Origin of the sequence: Amycolatopsis sp. WAC 01376 (assembly GCF_003947415.1) — a bacterium.
Lineage (GTDB): Bacteria > Actinomycetota > Actinomycetes > Mycobacteriales > Pseudonocardiaceae > Amycolatopsis.
Genome location: NZ_QHKL01000002.1, coordinates 1,446,089 through 1,463,068, shown reverse-complemented (window position 1 = coordinate 1,463,068; position 16,980 = coordinate 1,446,089). Strand labels below are relative to the sequence as shown.

General features: G+C 68.8%; 16 protein-coding genes. 8 read left to right on the top strand and 8 right to left on the bottom strand.

Annotation, left to right across the window (positions count from 1 at the left end):
- Positions 1-24 precede the first annotated feature (24 nt).
- Complete coding sequence (locus tag DMH03_RS16220; protein WP_125792764.1) at positions 25-753, bottom strand: alpha/beta fold hydrolase; 729 nt, start codon at positions 751-753, stop codon at positions 25-27.
- A gap of 48 nt (positions 754-801) precedes the next feature.
- On the opposite strand from DMH03_RS16220, the gene DMH03_RS16215 reads away from it, so the two are divergent.
- Complete coding sequence (locus tag DMH03_RS16215; protein ID WP_125792763.1) at positions 802-2,061, top strand: cytochrome P450; 1,260 nt, start codon at positions 802-804, stop codon at positions 2,059-2,061.
- A 45-nt stretch (positions 2,062-2,106) separates the two neighbouring features.
- Here the strand turns inward: DMH03_RS16215 and DMH03_RS16210 are convergent, their stop codons facing one another.
- A complete protein-coding gene (locus DMH03_RS16210; protein ID WP_125792762.1) occupies positions 2,107-3,564 on the bottom strand; it encodes an MFS transporter in 1,458 nt (485 codons plus the stop codon).
- Positions 3,565-3,650: 86 nt separating this feature from the next.
- Here DMH03_RS16210 and DMH03_RS16205 point away from each other — a divergent pair, with 86 nt between their 5' ends.
- The 6 genes from DMH03_RS16205 to DMH03_RS16180 all read left to right on the top strand — a co-directional run bounded on the left by DMH03_RS16205 (position 3,651) and on the right by DMH03_RS16180 (position 8,300).
- A complete protein-coding gene (locus DMH03_RS16205; RefSeq protein ID WP_125786470.1) occupies positions 3,651-4,037 on the top strand; it encodes a MarR family winged helix-turn-helix transcriptional regulator in 387 nt (128 codons plus the stop codon).
- A gap of 525 nt (positions 4,038-4,562) precedes the next feature.
- A complete protein-coding gene (locus tag DMH03_RS16200; protein WP_125792761.1) occupies positions 4,563-4,991 on the top strand; it encodes a hypothetical protein in 429 nt (142 codons plus the stop codon).
- Positions 4,985-5,206 (top strand): helix-turn-helix transcriptional regulator, encoded by a 222-nt coding sequence (locus tag DMH03_RS16195; RefSeq protein WP_125673158.1) that lies wholly within the window; start codon positions 4,985-4,987, stop codon positions 5,204-5,206. The genes DMH03_RS16200 and DMH03_RS16195 overlap by 7 nt, the downstream gene beginning before the upstream one ends.
- Positions 5,207-5,213: 7 nt before the next feature.
- Positions 5,214-6,176, top strand: a complete 963-nt coding sequence (locus DMH03_RS16190) for an NAD(P)-dependent alcohol dehydrogenase (protein WP_125792760.1) — start codon at positions 5,214-5,216, stop codon at positions 6,174-6,176.
- An 84-nt stretch (positions 6,177-6,260) separates the two neighbouring features.
- Positions 6,261-7,796 carry an alkaline phosphatase gene (locus DMH03_RS16185; RefSeq protein ID WP_125792759.1) on the top strand — a complete coding sequence of 512 codons (1,536 nt, stop codon included), beginning with the start codon at positions 6,261-6,263 and terminating at the stop codon, positions 7,794-7,796.
- A 162-nt stretch (positions 7,797-7,958) separates the two neighbouring features.
- Positions 7,959-8,300, top strand: coding sequence for a hypothetical protein (locus DMH03_RS16180; RefSeq protein WP_125792758.1), 342 nt, complete (start codon positions 7,959-7,961; stop codon positions 8,298-8,300).
- Between the two features lie 37 nt (positions 8,301-8,337).
- Here the strand turns inward: DMH03_RS16180 and DMH03_RS16175 are convergent, their stop codons facing one another.
- Both DMH03_RS16175 and DMH03_RS16170 read right to left on the bottom strand, forming a co-directional pair.
- Complete coding sequence (locus DMH03_RS16175; protein WP_125792757.1) at positions 8,338-9,201, bottom strand: alpha/beta fold hydrolase; 864 nt, start codon at positions 9,199-9,201, stop codon at positions 8,338-8,340.
- A gap of 28 nt (positions 9,202-9,229) precedes the next feature.
- Positions 9,230-10,135, bottom strand: a complete 906-nt coding sequence (locus DMH03_RS16170; RefSeq protein ID WP_125792756.1) for a GAF and ANTAR domain-containing protein — start codon at positions 10,133-10,135, stop codon at positions 9,230-9,232.
- Positions 10,136-10,424: 289 nt separating this feature from the next.
- Between DMH03_RS16170 and DMH03_RS16165 the strand changes: the two genes are divergently transcribed.
- Positions 10,425-11,927, top strand: a complete 1,503-nt coding sequence (locus DMH03_RS16165; RefSeq protein ID WP_233611521.1) for a PP2C family protein-serine/threonine phosphatase — start codon at positions 10,425-10,427, stop codon at positions 11,925-11,927.
- Here the strand turns inward: DMH03_RS16165 and DMH03_RS16160 are convergent.
- The 4 genes from DMH03_RS16160 to DMH03_RS16145 all read right to left on the bottom strand — a co-directional run bounded on the left by DMH03_RS16160 (position 11,864) and on the right by DMH03_RS16145 (position 16,854).
- On the bottom strand, positions 11,864-12,418 hold the full coding sequence (locus DMH03_RS16160) for an isochorismatase family protein (protein ID WP_125792754.1): 555 nt from the start codon (positions 12,416-12,418) through the stop codon (positions 11,864-11,866). The genes DMH03_RS16165 and DMH03_RS16160 overlap by 64 nt on opposite strands.
- A 69-nt stretch (positions 12,419-12,487) precedes the next feature.
- The gene (locus DMH03_RS16155; protein WP_125792753.1) at positions 12,488-13,327 is read right to left on the bottom strand and encodes an acetylxylan esterase; all 840 of its coding nucleotides are present in this window, start codon (positions 13,325-13,327) and stop codon (positions 12,488-12,490) included.
- Positions 13,328-13,606: 279 nt separating this feature from the next.
- On the bottom strand, positions 13,607-14,788 hold the full coding sequence (locus DMH03_RS16150) for a cysteine desulfurase-like protein (protein WP_125792752.1): 1,182 nt from the start codon (positions 14,786-14,788) through the stop codon (positions 13,607-13,609).
- A gap of 80 nt (positions 14,789-14,868) precedes the next feature.
- Complete coding sequence (locus DMH03_RS16145) at positions 14,869-16,854, bottom strand: exo-alpha-sialidase (RefSeq protein WP_125792751.1); 1,986 nt, start codon at positions 16,852-16,854, stop codon at positions 14,869-14,871.
- Positions 16,855-16,980 lie beyond the last annotated feature (126 nt).

The following is a 16,980-nucleotide window of genomic DNA, read 5'->3' as shown; positions in this document are numbered from 1 at the left end:
GGTTCGGCTGTCGAACTACCGCAACTAGAGGGCGAATTGCGCGGGGAAGGGCAGGAGCGCGGTCGGGTCTTCGACGTGGGCGTTGTGGCCGAGCCCGGGGAACTCGACGGTGAACGGGCTGAGAGCGCGAAGCTGCTCCGGACGGCTCATCGGGTCGTGCTCACCGGCGGCGAGGACGACCGGGCAGCGCGCCGCGCCGAGCAGTCCGCGCATGTCGGGTGCGCCGACGCCGAACGCGCGGGGGTCCAGCGCCAGCCGCCAGCCGCCTTCGGTTTCGGTCACACCGTCGGGATCCGCGCCGGTGAGGCCTGCCAGGCCGGCGATCTTGAGGAAGGCGCGTTCGGCGTCCTCACGGGTCGGGAACACCCTCGGCGGCTTGGCCGCCATGGCGGCCGCCCTCGCGAGGTCGTCCTCGCTCCATTCGACCTTGACGCCGACCGTGAACAGCCCGGCTACCTTCACCCCGAACCAGCCGCTGGCCAGCGCCAGCCCGACCACGCCGCCAAGGGAATGGCCGATCACCAGCACCGGACCGCGTTCCGGGAGCGCGTCGGCGACCGCCGCGGCCAGCCCGCCGAACGAGTAGTGCGGCAACCGGGGCGATCCCCCGTGGCCGGGCAGATCCGGCGCGAGCCAGCGATATCCCGGGTGCGCCATGAGGCCGTCCCAGACCGCTCCTGTCGCGCCGAGGCCGTGCAGCAGGAGCACGGGCGGGCCTTCGGTTCCGGCGGTGCGCATCTTCAGTGTTTCCACCGGACGGATCTTTCCTCAGTCCCCCGCCCGCGGGCTAGGGTCGACGGCGTGATCACCGATCCGGACGTGTACACGCGGGGCGTGCCGTACGAGCACCTCGCGTCGCTGCGCCGGGAGTCGCCGGTCACGCGGGTGGACGATTTCTGGGCCGTGCTGCGGCACTCCGACGTCAAGTACGTGCTGAAGAACCCGAAGCTGTTCTCGTCGCGCCTCGGCGGGACGCAGATCCGGGACCCGGCGACCGAGCAGGACCTCGGCTACGTCCGGCGGATGATGCTCAACATGGATCCGCCCGAGCATGCCCGGCTGCGCGGCCTGCTCACCAAGGCGTTCACGCCGCGCGCGGTCGGCAGGCTGACCGAGCGGATCCACGGCTGGGCGAGGAAGCTGATCACCGAGGTCGCCGCGGACGGCCGGTGCGACTTCGCCGCCGTCGCCGCGGATCTCCCGCTGCTGACGCTCGCCGAGGTCTTCGGGATCCCCGAACAGGACCGGCGGCTGATGTACGACTGGAGCAACCGCGTGATCGGCTACCAGGACGCCGACTACGCGGTGAGCGCGACCGTCGAGGCCGGCGAGGTCACCGATCTGGCGCGGGCGGCGCTGGCCGTCCGGCCGGTTCCGGGACCGGACGGGTCGATGCCCGACCCGCGCACTCGCGCGGGGATGCCGGATCTCTACGCGTACGCCACCGCGCTCGGCGAGTACAAACGCCGTCATCCCGGCGACGACGTGATGAGCACTCTGATGGGGCACGTCGACGATGTGGACGGGCGGGTCTCGATCGCGGAGTTCGAAAACCTGTTCTGGCTGTTTTCCGTGGCAGGCAACGAAACCCTGCGCAACGGCATCCCGGGCGGGATGCTCGCGCTGCTTTCGCATCCCGATCAGTACCGGCGCCTGTTGGCCGACCGGTCACTGCTTCCCGGTGCGGTGGAAGAGATGCTGCGCTGGTGGACGCCGGTGATGCACTTCCGCCGGACCGCGACCGAAGACGTCGTGCTGTCCGATGTGGACATCCGGGCGGGCGAGAAGGTCGTCGTCTGGTTCTCGGCGGCGAACCGCGACGAGTCCGTTTTCGACGATCCGGACCGCTTCGACATCGGCCGCACGCCCAACGATCACGTGACCTTCGGGCACGGCCCGCATTTCTGCCTCGGCGCCCAGCTCGCCAGGGTGCAGCTGCGGGCGATGTTCGAAGCGGTGCTCGACCTGCTCGGCGAGGTCGAACTCGCCGAGGAGCCGGTGCGGCTGCGGTCGAACTTCCAGAACGGCCTGAAATCGCTGCCGATCCGCTGGCGGCGATGAGCCCCTTCCCGCCCCCGAGCGCGGGAAGGGGCCCTCACCCCCTGGTCATTCGGCCGCGGCGAACTCCGGTTCGGCGACGGTGGAGCGTGCCTCGGCCTTGCGCAGGCCGATGACTCCGGACAGTGCCACCAGGACACTGATCACGGCGATACCGGTGACGACGGTCAGCGCGGGCGCCAAGCCGTTCAGCAGCGCGGCCGGGCCGGTGGCACCACCCGAGTTGCCGGTCAGGACCGCGGTCACCACGGCGAGGCCGATCGCGCCGCCGACCTGGATCGACGTGTTCAGCAGTCCGCCGGCGAGCCCCTGCTCGTCGTCGGAGATACCGTTGGTCGCCTGGATGTTCAGCGAGGAGAACGCCAGCATGAAGCCGATACCCAGCAGGATCATGCTCGGCAGCACCGAACCGGCGTAGCTGGAACTCTCGTCGATCCGCAGGAACAGCGCGTAGCCGATCACGTGGGCGACGACACCGGCGAGGATCGTGCGCGGCGTGCCGAGCCGGTCGATCAGCGGCTCGATCCTGGGTGAACCGAAGGCGACGATCAGCGCGGCGGGCAGGAATCCGAGCGCGGTCTGCAACGCGGACCAGCCCAGCACGTTCTGCAGGTACAGCATGACCACGAACTGGAAACCGATGTAGGCGCCGAAGAACGTCGCGCCGCCGAGGTTGGCTCGGGCAAGCGGGCCGGAACGCAGGATGCCGAGGCGGAGCAGCGGGTGCTTGCTGCGCTTCTCGATGAACACGAACGTGACGAGCAGAGCGAGCGCGAGGGCGAACGAGATCAGGGTCCGCGGAGCGGCCCAGCCGATCTCCGGCGCCTCGACCACGGCGAAGACCAGCAGGAGCGAACCGGCGGCACCGGTGATCGCGCCGGGGAAGTCATAGCCGCGACCGGTTTGCGGCTGGTAGGACGGGATCAGCTTGATCGCGGCGACCAGCGCGGCGAGCGCGATCGGCACCGGCAGCAGGAACGTCCAGCGCCAGCCCACCTCGGTGAGCAGACCGGAGAAGACGAGGCCCGCGGAGTAACCGCTGGCACCGAACACGGCGAAGATGCTGATCGCCCGGTTGCGGGCGGGGCCTTCGTGGAAGGTCGTGGTGATGATGGAAAGGGCCGCCGGCGCGGTGAACGCGGCCGCGAGTCCCTTGATGAACCGGGTGGCGATCAGCAGCGCGCCGTCGTCGACGAGGCCGCCGAGCAGGGAAGCGAGCGCGAAGACCGCGACGGCGACGAGGAAGACCCGGCGCCTGCCGAGCAGGTCGGCGGTGCGGCCGCCGAGGAGCAGCAGGCCGCCGTAGCCGAGCACGTAGGCGCTGATGATCCATTGCAGGGCACCGGTGGAGAGGCCGAGTTCGGCCTGGATGGACGGGAGGGCGACGGCGACCATCGACACGTCGAGCGCGTCGAGGCCAACGACGACGGACACAGTGAGCAGGACACCCCAGAGGCGCGCGTCCCACCTTGTCGAGCTGGTGGACAGCTGCACGGAAGAACTCATGATCGGTACACTACATGCACACGCATCTAATGCAAGTGCATTTAATGACTTTGCATAAAATTCACGTGCATGCTATCTTGGGCCGCGTGAGCGACGACGCCGAACAAGACCTGCTGCGGGAGTGGCACGACCTGTCCGCCCGGCACGCGGCGGTCTTCGGACGCCTCGAGTGCCGGCTCCAGGAGCGTCACGGCCTCGGCGTCACCGAGTTCGAAGCCCTCGAACGGCTGGTGAACTGCGTTGTCGGCAAATGCCGCGCGGCCGATCTGACCGAGGTCGTCCACCTGAGCCAGAGCGCCACCTCACGGCTCGTCGCGCGCCTGGAACGCGAGGGACTCGTCCAGCGCTCACTCTGCGAGTCGGACCGGCGCGGGATCTTCGTCATCGTGACCGACGAAGGCCGCCGTCGCTACGAAGAGGCGAAGCCCACGCACCGGGCGACCCTCGAAGAGACTCTCACCGTCGGAGCCTGAAGCCCGGCGGTCCCCGAAACATCGGGGACGGCGGCGACGAGGATCAGTGCGACGGTCTTCGGCATTCGCGGACTCCCCTCTGAGACGGTGAGACCGAGAGGAGTCGCGCGGCGGACTCGGGTGACGCGACACCGCACTCAAGTGCTCAAACCCGGATCTCGCGTGTTTACAGACGTAACTCGCGTGTTCAGAGACGGAACTCCCAAGTGCGGCATCCAGACACGCGAGTCACGCCTTCCTTGCCGACCGGCCGCCGAGGCCACAGCCGCCCCACCGTCACCAGGGATCACATCTGACGGTAGCGAAAGCCTCCTTCACTACCGTCAGGGTAGGCAAAGAGGCCCTCACTACCAGGAGAACGCCCACACAGAAGCGGACACCGGCCCCGCCCCGCGCCACATTTGCCCTTCCCCTCAATAACACCCGGTCGGGTCGAGTTCGGGCGACTTCGTCCGTCTCACCCGGCGCGGGCGTTGAGGTAAAGAATATTTGACATGATGTCTAGAACTCTTTACCTTGACTCTCGTGGCCTTGGAAGAGAAACGCGCATGGATCATGGCGGTGGTGACGGTCTTCGCCTATGCGGCGTACCTGATCGTCGTCTTCGGCCGGGCAAGCTCCGGCACGGTCGTCGATGTCCCTTACGTGGCACCGTTGCTGTGGACCGTCGGGGCGGCCATCGTGGCCTCGATCGTGCTGCACATCGCCGCGGCGATCGCCTCACCGCGTGACGCGGGCCGCAAGGACCAGCGCGACCGCGAGATCGGCCGGTTCGGTGAGCACATCGGGCAGTCGTTCGTCGTGATCGGCGGGGTCGCGGCGCTCGTCATGGCGATGGCGGAGCTGGACCACTTCTGGATCGCCAACTCCGTGTACCTCGCCTTCGTCCTGTCCTCCCTGCTCGGCTCGATCGCGAAGATCGCCGCCTACCGCTGGGGATTCCAGGCATGGTGAAACCGACCAAGGTCACGAACTCCATCCGCGCCCTGCGGTTCGCGAAGGGCGAGATGACCCAAGCGGAACTCGCGGACCGGATCGACGTCACCCGCCAGACGGTGATCGCCATCGAACAGGGCCGCTACTCGCCGTCCTTGGAGATGGCCTTCCGGATCGCCCGGGTGTTCGGCGTCGGGCTCGACGACGTTTTCCAGTACCCAGACCAGGAATGAGGCCGCCGTGAAGGCGATCGCCCAGAACGAGTACGGCACGATCGACGTCCTGACCCTGACCGACCTGCCCGAACCCGAAGCCGGACCGGACGGTGTGGTCGTGCGGATCCGGGCGGCGGCGGTCGATCCCGGCGTCTGGCACCTCATGGAGGGCACGCCGTACTTGGTGCGGCTCATGGGGTTCGGGGTACGGAGACCGAAGGCCCGGGTCCGCGGGCTGGATTTCGCCGGCGTGGTGCACGCCGTCGGCGGCAACGTGACGCGATTCCGTCCGGGCGACGAGGTTTTCGGAACCTGCGAAGGTTCTTTCGCCGAGTACGCGCTGACCACAGTGGACAGAGTCGCCAAAAAGCCCGAGCGGCTCAGCTTCGAAGAAGCGGCGGCGGTCCCCATCTCCGCTTTCACCGCGCTACAGGCGCTCCGGGACCGAGGGCAGCTCGCGCCACGGCAGAAGGTCCTGGTCATCGGCGCGGGCGGCGGCGTGGGCACCTTCGCGGTGCAGATCGCCAAGGCGTTCGGCGCCGAGGTGGACGGCGTATGCGGCACGGGCAAGGTGGAGCTCGTCCGTTCACTCGGCGCGACCCGGGTTTTCGACTACACCCGCGAGGATTTCGGCGGCGGCTACGACCTCATTCTCGACACCGCCGGGAACCGTTCGCTGAAATCGTTACGCGAATCCCTTACCCCGCAAGGCACCCTCGTCATCATCGGCGGTGAGGGCGAGGGGAAGTGGATCGGCCCGGTGGGTCGCAATCTGCGAGCACTGCTCCTCGGGCCGTTCGTGAAGCAGAAGCTTCGCGGCCTGTTCTCCAAGGAGAACCAGGACGATCTCCAGACGCTGCGGGCGCTCATCGAGGCGGAGAAACTGACACCGGTCATCGACCGGGCCTTCTCACTCGTCGAGGTGCCCGAAGCCATCAGCCACGTGCGCGAAGGACACGCACGCGGCAAGGTCGTCATCACCCTCTGATGTTCTCCTCCACGTCGGCCTCCGGCCATCTTGGGAGTGTTCGCTCTCGGGGAGCGATCCGCCGAAGGCCGAGGGAGAACACCGATGTCCGTCAACCGCCGGGACCTGTTGCGAGGCGCCGCCACCGCCGGGGCGCTGGGGCTGGCCTGGCCGTTGAGTTCGCGGATGACGGTCGCGCAGGCCGAGGAAGCCGCGGTGGCGCTGGGCGCGACCTGGGACGAAGCGCCGTTCACGCTCGGTGTCGCGTCCGGCGACCCGGTCCCGTACGGCGTCGCCCTTTGGACCAGGCTCGCGCCGAAGCCGATGGAGTTCGAGCAGCCGCTCGAAGACACCGTCGAGGTCGCCTGGGAGGTCGCCACCGACCGCGGGTTCCGCCGCCGCGTGGCGCACGGGACGACGGCCGCGACCGCCGGGCTCGGGCACAGCGTGCACGTCCCGGTTTCCGGGCTGGAGCCGGGCTCGCAGTATTACTACCGGTTCCACGCGCTCGGCAAGGTCAGCCGGATCGGCCGCACCCGTACCGCGCCGGTCGGGCCGGTCCGGCGGGTGCGGTTCGCCTCGGCGAACTGCCAGGCGTTCCACGACGGGTTCTACGCGGCGCACGCCGGGATCGCCAGGGAGGAGCTCGATTTCGTCGTCCACCTCGGTGACTACGTCTACGAGCACGGTCAGGTCGGCGGGAATCCGCTGCGCGACCACGAAGGTCCCGAGGTGCTGACGCTGCAGGCGTACCGGCGGCGGCACGCGCTCTACAAGTCCGATCCGTCGCTGCGGGACGCCCACGCGGCTCATCCCTGGTTCATCACCTGGGACGATCACGAGGTCGTCAACGACTACAGCGGTACCACCCCGTCGCTGCGGGCGCGGCGTTCGGCGGCGTACCAGGCCTGGTTCGAGCACATGCCGGTTCGCCCGGACCATCCGTCGACGCCGAGGATCCACCGGCAGCGCCGCTGGGGCGACCTGCTCGATCTGTCCATTTTGGACCTCCGGCAGTACCGGTCGGCGCAGAACCTGCCCGACGGCACGATCCTCGGCGCGGACCAGAAGGCGTGGCTCAAGGACCAGGTGACCGGCTCCGGCGAGGCATGGCACTGCTGGGTGAACTCGATCATGCTGAGCCAGCTGGCGAAACCCGGTGGCGGCTACATGTTCACGGACCAGTGGGACGGCTTCCTCGCCGAGCGCAAGGAGGTGCTGACCCACGTGGCGAACAGCGGCCTCGAAGACCTCGTGGTGATCACCGGCGATTGGCATTCGGCGTTCGTCGACGACATCCGCCCGGACTTCGCGGATCCGGCCACCCCCGTGATCGGCACGGAGTTCACCGCGCATTCGGTCACCTCCGGCGCCTACTCCCCCGAGTGGAACGCCACGAACGGGCCGAAGATGGGCGCGGCGAACCCGCACCTCAAGTACTTCGAGGGTGACCGGTACGGCTACGACGTCTACGAGGTCACCCCGCGCCGCTGGAGCACGCACATGCGGGTGATCGGCGACCGGCGCGACCCGCGTTCGCCGGTGAGCACCCTGACGACGTTCCACGTCGACCGCGGCAGGCCGGGGTCCTATGAGGACCGGGCCACGATCAACTCCCCGGCGCAGTACCGGCGACGCTAGGCCAAAAGGGGAGCCGGGGACTCAGAAGGGGGGCCGCGACGCTCTTTCGGAGCAGCGTGGTTCACCGCACGCGATCTCGTTTCACCTGCCCGATGAATTCACGACAATTCTTCCGTGCGGCTAATCTGGGCATTCCATTGGGATCGAGCCGCGGGAGAAAGCATGAAGAAGAAAATCGCCGCTTTAGTCATGGCCGCCTTTTCGGCGGCCGGATTCCTGGCCGCCGCACCGGCCGCCGCGGCGACCGAAGGCAAGTTCCCGCCCTACGGCTGCGGCAGCGATCGCTATGGAATCCTCTTCGGCGAAGGCATTTCCCTGACCTGCTTCTCCCTGCCGAGACACTCGGGAACCTATCGAGTGGTCGCCCACTGCGCGTCGGGGTCGTCCTATTGGTACACCGTCGGACATTGGGTTCCGGTCGGCTTCGGACCGTCGACGGCGGAATGTCACGGCGCATTGCTTTCGAGCGCCTATGTGGCCGGCTATCACGTAGACGACTTCTAATATCCGAATGGAACGATGTTGATCTTGGCGGCGCCTTTCAGCGTCCGCTCCCGGCGGGTCCCCACCGGTCCACTTCCGCCGTGAGCCACCGATGCAGGGAAAAGGCCAGTTCGACCGGCGCGTCGTACTGGATCAGATGTCCGGCATCGGGGATGACGTCCAGGAGGGCACCGGGAATCGCGCCGGCGAGCTGTTCCGCGCGGTCCGCCGGGATCCACGTGTCGTCCGCGCCCCAGATCACCTTCACCGGCAACGTGAGTTCCGGATAGCGGTCCTGGATCTCGTCGGTGTACCGGACGTCCGCCTCGGCGATCTGCCGGTAGAACGCACGTTGCCCCTGCGCGTCCAGCCAAGGCCCGGTCAGGGTGGCCAGTTGCGCGCCGGTGAGACCACGGTGGGAGGCCGTCGCGATGTAGGACTCCAGCGCTCCCTGGTGCACGGCCGGGGGCTGCGCTTGGAAGACCTCGGCGTTCTCCGCGACGAGCCGGAAGAATTCCGAGCCCCACGGCCGCAGCGCGACGACGTCCACCAAGGCGAGCGAGGCGTACTCGGCGCCGTGCAGCAGCTTCGCGCGCAGGGAGACCGCCCCGCCGTAGTCGTGGGCGATCACGTGCGGGGCCGTCAGCCCCCAATGCCCGAGCAGGTCGGCGAAAAGCTCGCCCTGCGTCCCGAGATCGACGGCGTGGCCGGGTTCCTTGGACGAACGGCCGTATCCCGGCATGTCCCAGACGTACACGGCGAACTCTTCGCTGAGCGCTCGCGCGAAAGGCGCCCACAGTTGCGCCGACCACGGTGTCCCGTGGCACAGCACCACCGGGGCGCCTTCGCCGAGGCGTTCCCACGCCACCGACCGGCCACGCCAGTCGAACGTCCGCGACAACTCCAGCTCGCCGAAACCCATGATCGCGATCGTAGCCGCGGCCGGACGGTCAGTCGGGCAGCCGCAGTTCGGTATGCCGCTTGGACAGCATCTCCGCCAGCTCCCGGAGTTTGACGTTCATGTTCTGCGACGTGTGCCGCAGCACCTCGAACGCCTCCGCGGCGTCGATTCCGCGCCGCGCCATCAGGATGCCCTTGGCCTGCCCGATCGCGTCCCGGCTGTCCAGCGCCTGCTGGAGCTGTTCCTCCTGGAGCTGGCCGCGGGTGACCGCGTGTGTGGTCGCCAAGGCCAGTGACGCGTGCGTCGCCAGGAGCAGCAGCACGTCACGGTCGGCCCTGGCGATGCCGTGGGGACGCCGCGAGTAGACGTTCAGCGCACCGGAAAGCTGCGAACTCGACGCTTCCGGCAGCAGGGCCGTCGAGACCAGCGAATGGAACCCGAGCGCCGCGGCGGCCGGGCCGAAGCGCGGCCAGCGGGCGTCCTCCGCGAGGTTGTCGCTGAAGGCCGCGGCCGGTCCCGAAACCCGCGCCGCGTCGACGCAGGCACCCTCGCCGTACTGGTACTGCAACTGGTCCAGCTCGCCGGCGATCTGGTCGGTCCGCACCGGCGTGTGGAACCCGCCGTCGGGATCGAGGAGGGTGACGCTGACCAGATCCGCGCCCGGCACCAGGTCGCGCGTCGCGAAGACCACTCGTTCGAGGACCGCCCCGATCGAACCGGAATCCAGCAACGCCCTGGTCAGGGCTACGAACTGGGTGACCAGTGGTCCGGCTATGAGCCGGACGCCTTTCTCAGAGGTCACCGGCAGTTCGCCGTCGCCGACATCCTCGACGAATCGGTTCTTGTCCTGCTGCCAGTCGAATTCATCGGCCAAAGCCCGCCTCTCCCACTTCTGCACATCGGCGTGATGCACCACGGGAGTCACCGGCGGGAACCGGCGCCGAGCGCGCACCATCAACCGCCGCAACCAACCCGGTTACCGGCGGATCGGCGCTAACTTCTCAACGCTCAGAACCGCTTTCGGAAACCGACCTTAGCCGAATGCGATCACCCCGCCTCCCGCGCCCCACGTTCCGCCCGTCCCGGCTCGTCTCGCCCTGTCACGGCGACCCGAATCGTTCGTCCACCTGGTCTAACCGTCACCGCGCCACAACGGACCGCCGATCATGTGCCCGACTCATGTTTCATCCCGGGTCACCGTTGGTATCCAGGCCGGTGTCCGCCAAGAAGCGGGGGTAATCACTGTGTCCGCCCTCAAGGCCGAGGAGCAACGACGGATCGTCGCCGCGTGCTTCGCGCGAACCGGGCTCACCGTGGAGCAACTGTGGCTGAGGTATTTCGCCCTGGGTGGCGACGTCAGCGAGGTCGAACTGGACGCGTTCCTGCAGGGGGTGCTCCCCCTGCCCAGAATCCAGCGGGACATGGTGACCCACGCGGTCAACGAGCGGCTCGACGAACTCTCCGGCGTACGACGGGCGCCCTACAGCGGCGAGACCGGTGAGAGCACCCGCCCGCGCGGTACTTTGGCCGCTCTGCTGGGACTCCTCGACGGCGCCCACCATGCCGCCCCGGAGCGGTTGCCCGAGGTCATCGCCACCGCGGGGCGTGCGCTGAACCTCGAGATCGCCGTCTATCTCGCCGACTACGACCAGCGTCATCTCCTTCCGTTGCCAGGGTCGGTCTCAAGCCGGGCACCGTTGCCCATCGAGACGAGCAACGCCGGCCAGGCTTACCGGCACGTCGACACCCTGCTGGCCGAGGAGCCGGGAGGACCGCGGTTGTGGGCCGTGCTGCTCGACGGCGACGAGCGCATGGGCGTGCTCGAGGTCGAAGCCGGTGCGGACACCGACCTCCACGACCCCGCCCTGCGAACCCAGTGCCGGTGGCTCGCGTCGCTGGCAGGCCATCTCATCGCCGCCGCGATGCGTTATGGCGACACCCTCGACATGACACGGCGTGGACGGCGACGGGACCCCACAGCGGAGTTGCTCTGGCACAACCTGCCTCCGTTGACCGCGGCGACGCGCGACGTGACGGTGGCGGGCGGTGTCGAGCCCGCCTACGACCTTCGCGGTGTCACCTTCGACTACGCCCTGTCCGAAACGACGGCGTGGCTGGCCATCTTCGACGCGGGCCGGGACAGCTCGTCCGCGGGTCTCGTGGTCTCGACGGCCCTCGCGGCCTACCGGTCCGCCCGCCGCGAGGGCCAGGACCTGCGCGGCCAGGAGACCGCTGTCGACAAAGCGCTCTCGACACAGTTCGGTGACGGCGCCGCGGTTCGCGGCACGCTGGCCGAACTGGACCTCGCCCACGGCGACCTGCGCCATCTCGAAGCGGGCGGGCAGCCACCGCTCGTGCTCGGCACCGAGCACGAAGCGGACCGTGCGTCCACAGTGGACAGTCTGCCGCGGTCGCCGTTCGGCACCGGGCCGCCCGGCCGGATCATGACCACCCGCCTCCGGCCCGGAGATCTCGTCGTCCTGCACACCGAGGGCCTCTCGGACGCGCGTGACGCCGACGGCGAACGGTTCGGGCTCGCCGAATGCCTGAACGCCCATGCCGGGCGGCTACCGCCCGAGACCACCCGGCGCGTGCTCCACGCGGCGAAGTCTCACTGTCGCGGCACTTTCACCGGAGACGCAGGTCTGCTGGTCGCACTCCGGCACGCCGGCCACGAAGCGGTTCAGCCGCCGAATTCCACGTCTTCGGTCTTGACCGTCCCTCCTTTCCGGCCCGGCGCGGCCTGATACCGCCAGTACAGATTCGTGTGCGCGATGACCTGCTCCGGCGCGGGCGCCCCCCGCTCCGTTTTGTCCACGGTGGTGTGCGCGTCGCCGACCAGCGTCGCGTCGTACCCGCGGACCATGGCGCCGTGCAGCGTCGAGCGGATGCAGGCGTCGGTCTCCGCACCGACGACCACGAGCCGCCCGACCCCCAGCTCGGCAAGGACCCGCTCCAGATCGGTGTCCTCGAACGAGTCCCCATAGGACTTGTCGACGAGCGGCTCGGCGTCCTCCCGGTTCAGCTCGCCGACGATGCGCCATTCTTCGCTGCCGCGCACGAGTCCCTCGTCGGAATGCTGCACCCACACGACCGGGACGCCTTCCCGCCGTGCCTTGCCGACGAGCCCGCCGATGTTCGCGACCACCGCGTCGCGCTCGTGGCCCTCGTCGACGACGCCGTTTTGGACGTCGACGACGAGGAGCGCGGTGTTCGGCCGGTTGTCGAGAGTGGTCATGACGTGGTGTCCCTCCTGATCAGGCTGCTGCGGCAGACCCTAACCCGGAGCACCGACAAGAACCGGCGATCAAGCACCGGGGACGGCCAGCGCCTTCGCGTTGCGCCGGACGTCGGACCACGCCCCGTCGCCGCACAATCCGCACGAGGGACCGAAGAACTCGGCGCGGGCGCGTTCGTCACCGGAAAGCCAGAACCGGAACCACGCCGCGATCGCGCCGCGGAACCCACCACCGTCGCCGACGGGCGTGAAGTGGGTCGCCCCGCCGAGTTCGCCGTAGAGCGCGGGCACCTGGTCCGCGAGGCGGTACCGCGGGATGACCAGCAAGCCGGGAACGACGATGGTGTCGAACTGGCCGCCGAGGAAGAACGAAGGCCCCTTCAGTGCCGTGGCGGAGCCCTGCGGTCCCGGCTCGATCGGGATCGTGGTGATGACGCGGGAGTCGGCGCCGGCGGCGATCGCCCCGCCACCGCCCTGGGAGTGGCCGGTGGCGCCGATGTGCGCGGTGTCGATCTTCCCCTGGAAGCGGCTGCCGGGGCGGGAGTTCTCGGCGATCAAGGTCGTGGCTCCGGCGAGCATCTCCTGACCGGAACCCGCGTTCGGCGTGTCGGCCGCCGCGACCACGAAACCGTGAGAGGCCAGATGCCGCAGGAGCCCGTCGTAGGTCTTCGGGTTCGCCCCGGTCCCGTTGCCCCACAGGATCACCGGATGCTTCTCCAGCCTCGAAGGCCGGTACACGGTGTGGGTGCTGTCAAGTGCTTCGACCGTCACCGCGAAGGGACCGGGTTTGCTCCACTGATCCGCGATTCCGGTCGTCGTGGCAGGCGCTGCCGTCGCGGCGGGCGCGAAGCCCACCGTCGCGAGCGCGACCATTCCGGCGATCAGTGTCCGTGCGCGAAGACTCCCCATGGCGGGTCACCGTCCTGTTCCGTTCGGGCCCCGTTGGCCGTTTCCTTCCCAGGGTGACGGTCCGGTTACCGCAGGTCCATGGGGCCGGTCACAAGATCGGGCGAACGGGTCTTGTGATCGGCCCCAAACCGCGCCGGGGGTCGTGAGTGGGCGGCTGCTTCAGTGCTTCCGGCGGTCCGGCGTCGCGCTCTTATGTCGTGAAGGGCCCCTTTGAGACCTTCAACGTCTCAAAGGGGCCCTTCACGACATCCCCACGGACCGTGACCACTCACGCAAGCGTCACCCGAACGTCGAAAGCCCGTCCAGCAACCTGTCGACGTCCTCGGCGCTGGTGAACGGCGCCAGCCCGACCCGGAGCGCCGGATCTTCCAGCTTCAAGGAGGCGAAGACTTCGTAGGCGTAGAAGGAGCCTGCCGGGGCGACGACGTTCCTTTCGGCGAGATGCCGTTGCGCCTCACGCTCGCGGCCGCCGAGGCTCATCAGGACGGTCGGAGTCCGGTCGGCGGCCTTGCCATGGACGGTGACGGCGTCGCCCAGTCCCTTCTCCAGCCTGGCGCGCAGCGTGCTTTCGTGCTCGTGCAACGAATTCATCGAGTTCGCCAGGCGCTCCCGCCGTGCTCCGCCCGCTCCCGGGTCGAGCGCGGCGAGGAAGTCCACCGCCGCCGTCGCGCCCGCGAGCAGTTCGTAGGGCAGCGTGCCGAATTCGAACCGTTCCGGCACGGTGTCGGGTGACGGCATGAGCTTGTCCGGCTCGACGGTTTCGAGGAGGGCGGGCGACGCGCCGAGCACCCCGCAGTGCGGGCCGAGGAACTTGTACGGCGAGCAGACGAAGAAATCCGCTCCCAGCGCGGGAACGTCCACGAGTTCGTGGGCGGCGTAGTGCACGCCGTCCACGAACACCAGCGCCCCGGCGTCGTGGGCGAGATCGGCGATCCGGCGGATCGGCGGCTTGGTGCCGAGGACGTTCGAGGCCGCCGTGACCGCGACCAGCCTCGTCCTCTCGGTGAGAACGAGGGAATCGAGATCGAGATCGGTGGTTTCGGGATCGATGTCGAGCCAGCGGACGGTCATCCCGGCCCGTTCGGCTGCCTGCACCCACGGCCGGACATTGGCGTCGTGATCGAGACGGCTGACGACGATCTCGTCCCCCTCAAGCCAGTCCTTGGCCAGGTGCCGGGAAAAGTCGTACGTCAGCTGGGTGGCGCTGCGGCCGTGGACGACGCCTTCGGCAGGCACGTTCAGGAAGTCGGCGTAGGCGGCGCGGAAGTCCGAGACGGCTCGCTCCGCGTTGAGTTCGGACGGGCTGACCGTGCCCCGGTTCGACAGCGGACCGGTCAGTGTCCCGGCGATGGCGTCGGCGACGGGCCGGGGTGTCTGGGTACCCGCGGGTCCGTCGAAGAAGGCGGTTCCGTCGGCGAGGGAAGGGAAGTGAAGCCGGAGGGCGGCGACGTCGATGGCCATGCCCCGACTCTGACATCCGGCGCGGGACCGGGTAAACGCTTCGCGGCCGGAACTTTCGCCGGCCACGAAGCGTCCCGTGCTCAGTACAGGTTCAGCCGGTACGCACCGGACTGCGCGGTGCCCGCGAACAGGTACCGGCCGTCCGCGCTGATCGCCATGGACAGCACCCTGGTGTCGGGCAGCGCACCGGGCACGGGCGACCAGGTGCGGCCGAAGTCCGTGCTGCGCAGCACGCCTTCCCCGGTCGAGTCGCTCGCGAACCACACCCGGAAGTCGAACGGATGCGGCAGGATCCGGCTGATCCCGAGGGGATTCTCCCCGTCACGGACGCGGCGGAACGTCCGGCCGTCGTCCTCGCTGAGCAGGATGCCCGCGCCACCGGCGAGGACGCGTCCGCCACCCCATCGGCTGACCGAGATCGAACTGACCGGTTCGCTGGAGACGTGCGTCCAGGTCTTGCCGCCGTCGTCCGACCGGGACAGACCCTGGGAGTCGCCGCCCCAGACCCGATCCGGGTTCCACGGGTCACCGGCGAACGCGATGAAACCACTGTCGGTCGCCAGCTTCTCCCAGGTCTTCCCGGCGTCGTCACTGCGGTAGAGCACGTAGCCGCTGGGCGCGAAGGCCGAGACGAAGATCCTGTCCGGTGCGGCCGGATGGGCGAAGATCGCCTGCGGAAGACCTTGTTTCGCCTTCGCCGCGAACTGCCAGGTCCGCCCGCCGTCACCACTGCGGAGCACGTCGAGCGCGAAACCGTTCCGGGTGACCTGCCAGACGACGTCCGGGCGAGCGGGTGAAACCGACAGGCGCGCGTCCTCGTGCAGCCGGTCGGTGGGATGCGACTGCCAGACCCGGTCGGCCGCGGAAACCTTGCCACGCGGGAGCGGCGTGTTGTAGATCTCCTGCACACCGGCCGCGACGACGTGCTCCCGCAGGAGGTTCCCGGTGGTCACGAGGTCGCGAATGGATTCGCCGGGTACGCCGATCTGCCGGTAGCCGCTCTTGCCGGCGTCCGCGTACACACCGCGGTAGAGCGAGGAGATCAGCGTGGTGGCGGATTTGCCCGCCGCGGCGGGAAGATCGATCATGTCGCTGACGCCCTCGCCCGGTGCGGGCACCGGCTTGCGAGTCCAGGTGCGGCCGCCGTCCGCGCTGACGTCTATGTCGTTATACGTCGAGACGTACAAACGCCCGCCGACGAAACGCGGTTCCCGCAGGGGCTGTCCGGTGGGATCGCGGCGCAGCACGGTCCAGGTCTTGCCGCCGTCGGCGGAGCCGTGCAGTTCGGGGCCGACCGTGACCACGAGCAGCTTGCCGTCCGAAGCGACCTGTCCGACCTCGCCGTTGGCCCGGTACACGAGTTCGGCCCGCGGCTCCTTGCCAGTGACCCCGCGGACCGCCCACAGCGCGTACTCCGGGTAGACGGTCGCGAAGTAGGCGTCGTCACCGACCAGCGTGAGTTTGAGCGCGCCGACCGGCGCGGCGATCCCCTCGCGCGGCCAGGTCCTCGGCACGTCGTTCCAATGCACGCCACCGTCGATGCTGACGCTCAGCGAATCGAGGTTCTGCACCACGACGACCCGGCCCGCCGGATCCGTGGCCATACCGAACGCGCCGTCGGGGTACCACTCGCGCAGGGTCTCCCAGGTCTGACCGCGGTCGGTGGTGCTCAGCAGCAGACCGCGCCACTCGCCGAGCATGCCGACGATCTTGTTGCCCACCGCGAGCATCCGGTCCGGGTTCACCGGATCGGCGAAGAACCCCTGGATGACGGTTTCCGCGGGCAGGCCCCGGCGCGCGGACCACGAAGCGCCGCGATCGCCGGAGAGCCACAGCGCGGGCGGACTCGGCTGCATCATCGCGAGTCCGGCGGGCGAAGCGGCCAGCAGCCCGCCCACGCTGTTCGGGCCGACCGGCTCCCAGCCGCCGCGCGGCAGCCCGGTCGCGTTGACGTCCGCGGGCGGTCGCTGGGGTTCGGCGGTGGCCACCGACGTCGCCCCGGTGGTCCCGAGAACCGTCAGCAGCCCGAGAACGAACATGCGTTTGGTGATCGATCTCAGTTTCATGCGGGAGATCTTGGCGCAAGATCCGCCAAAGAGATAGAGGATTCGTCGGATCTTTGCCTGGCGCTAACCCCTTCCCATGGCGCCGATTCCCTGTCAAGGGCTTGACATCGACAGCACTCATCCGAT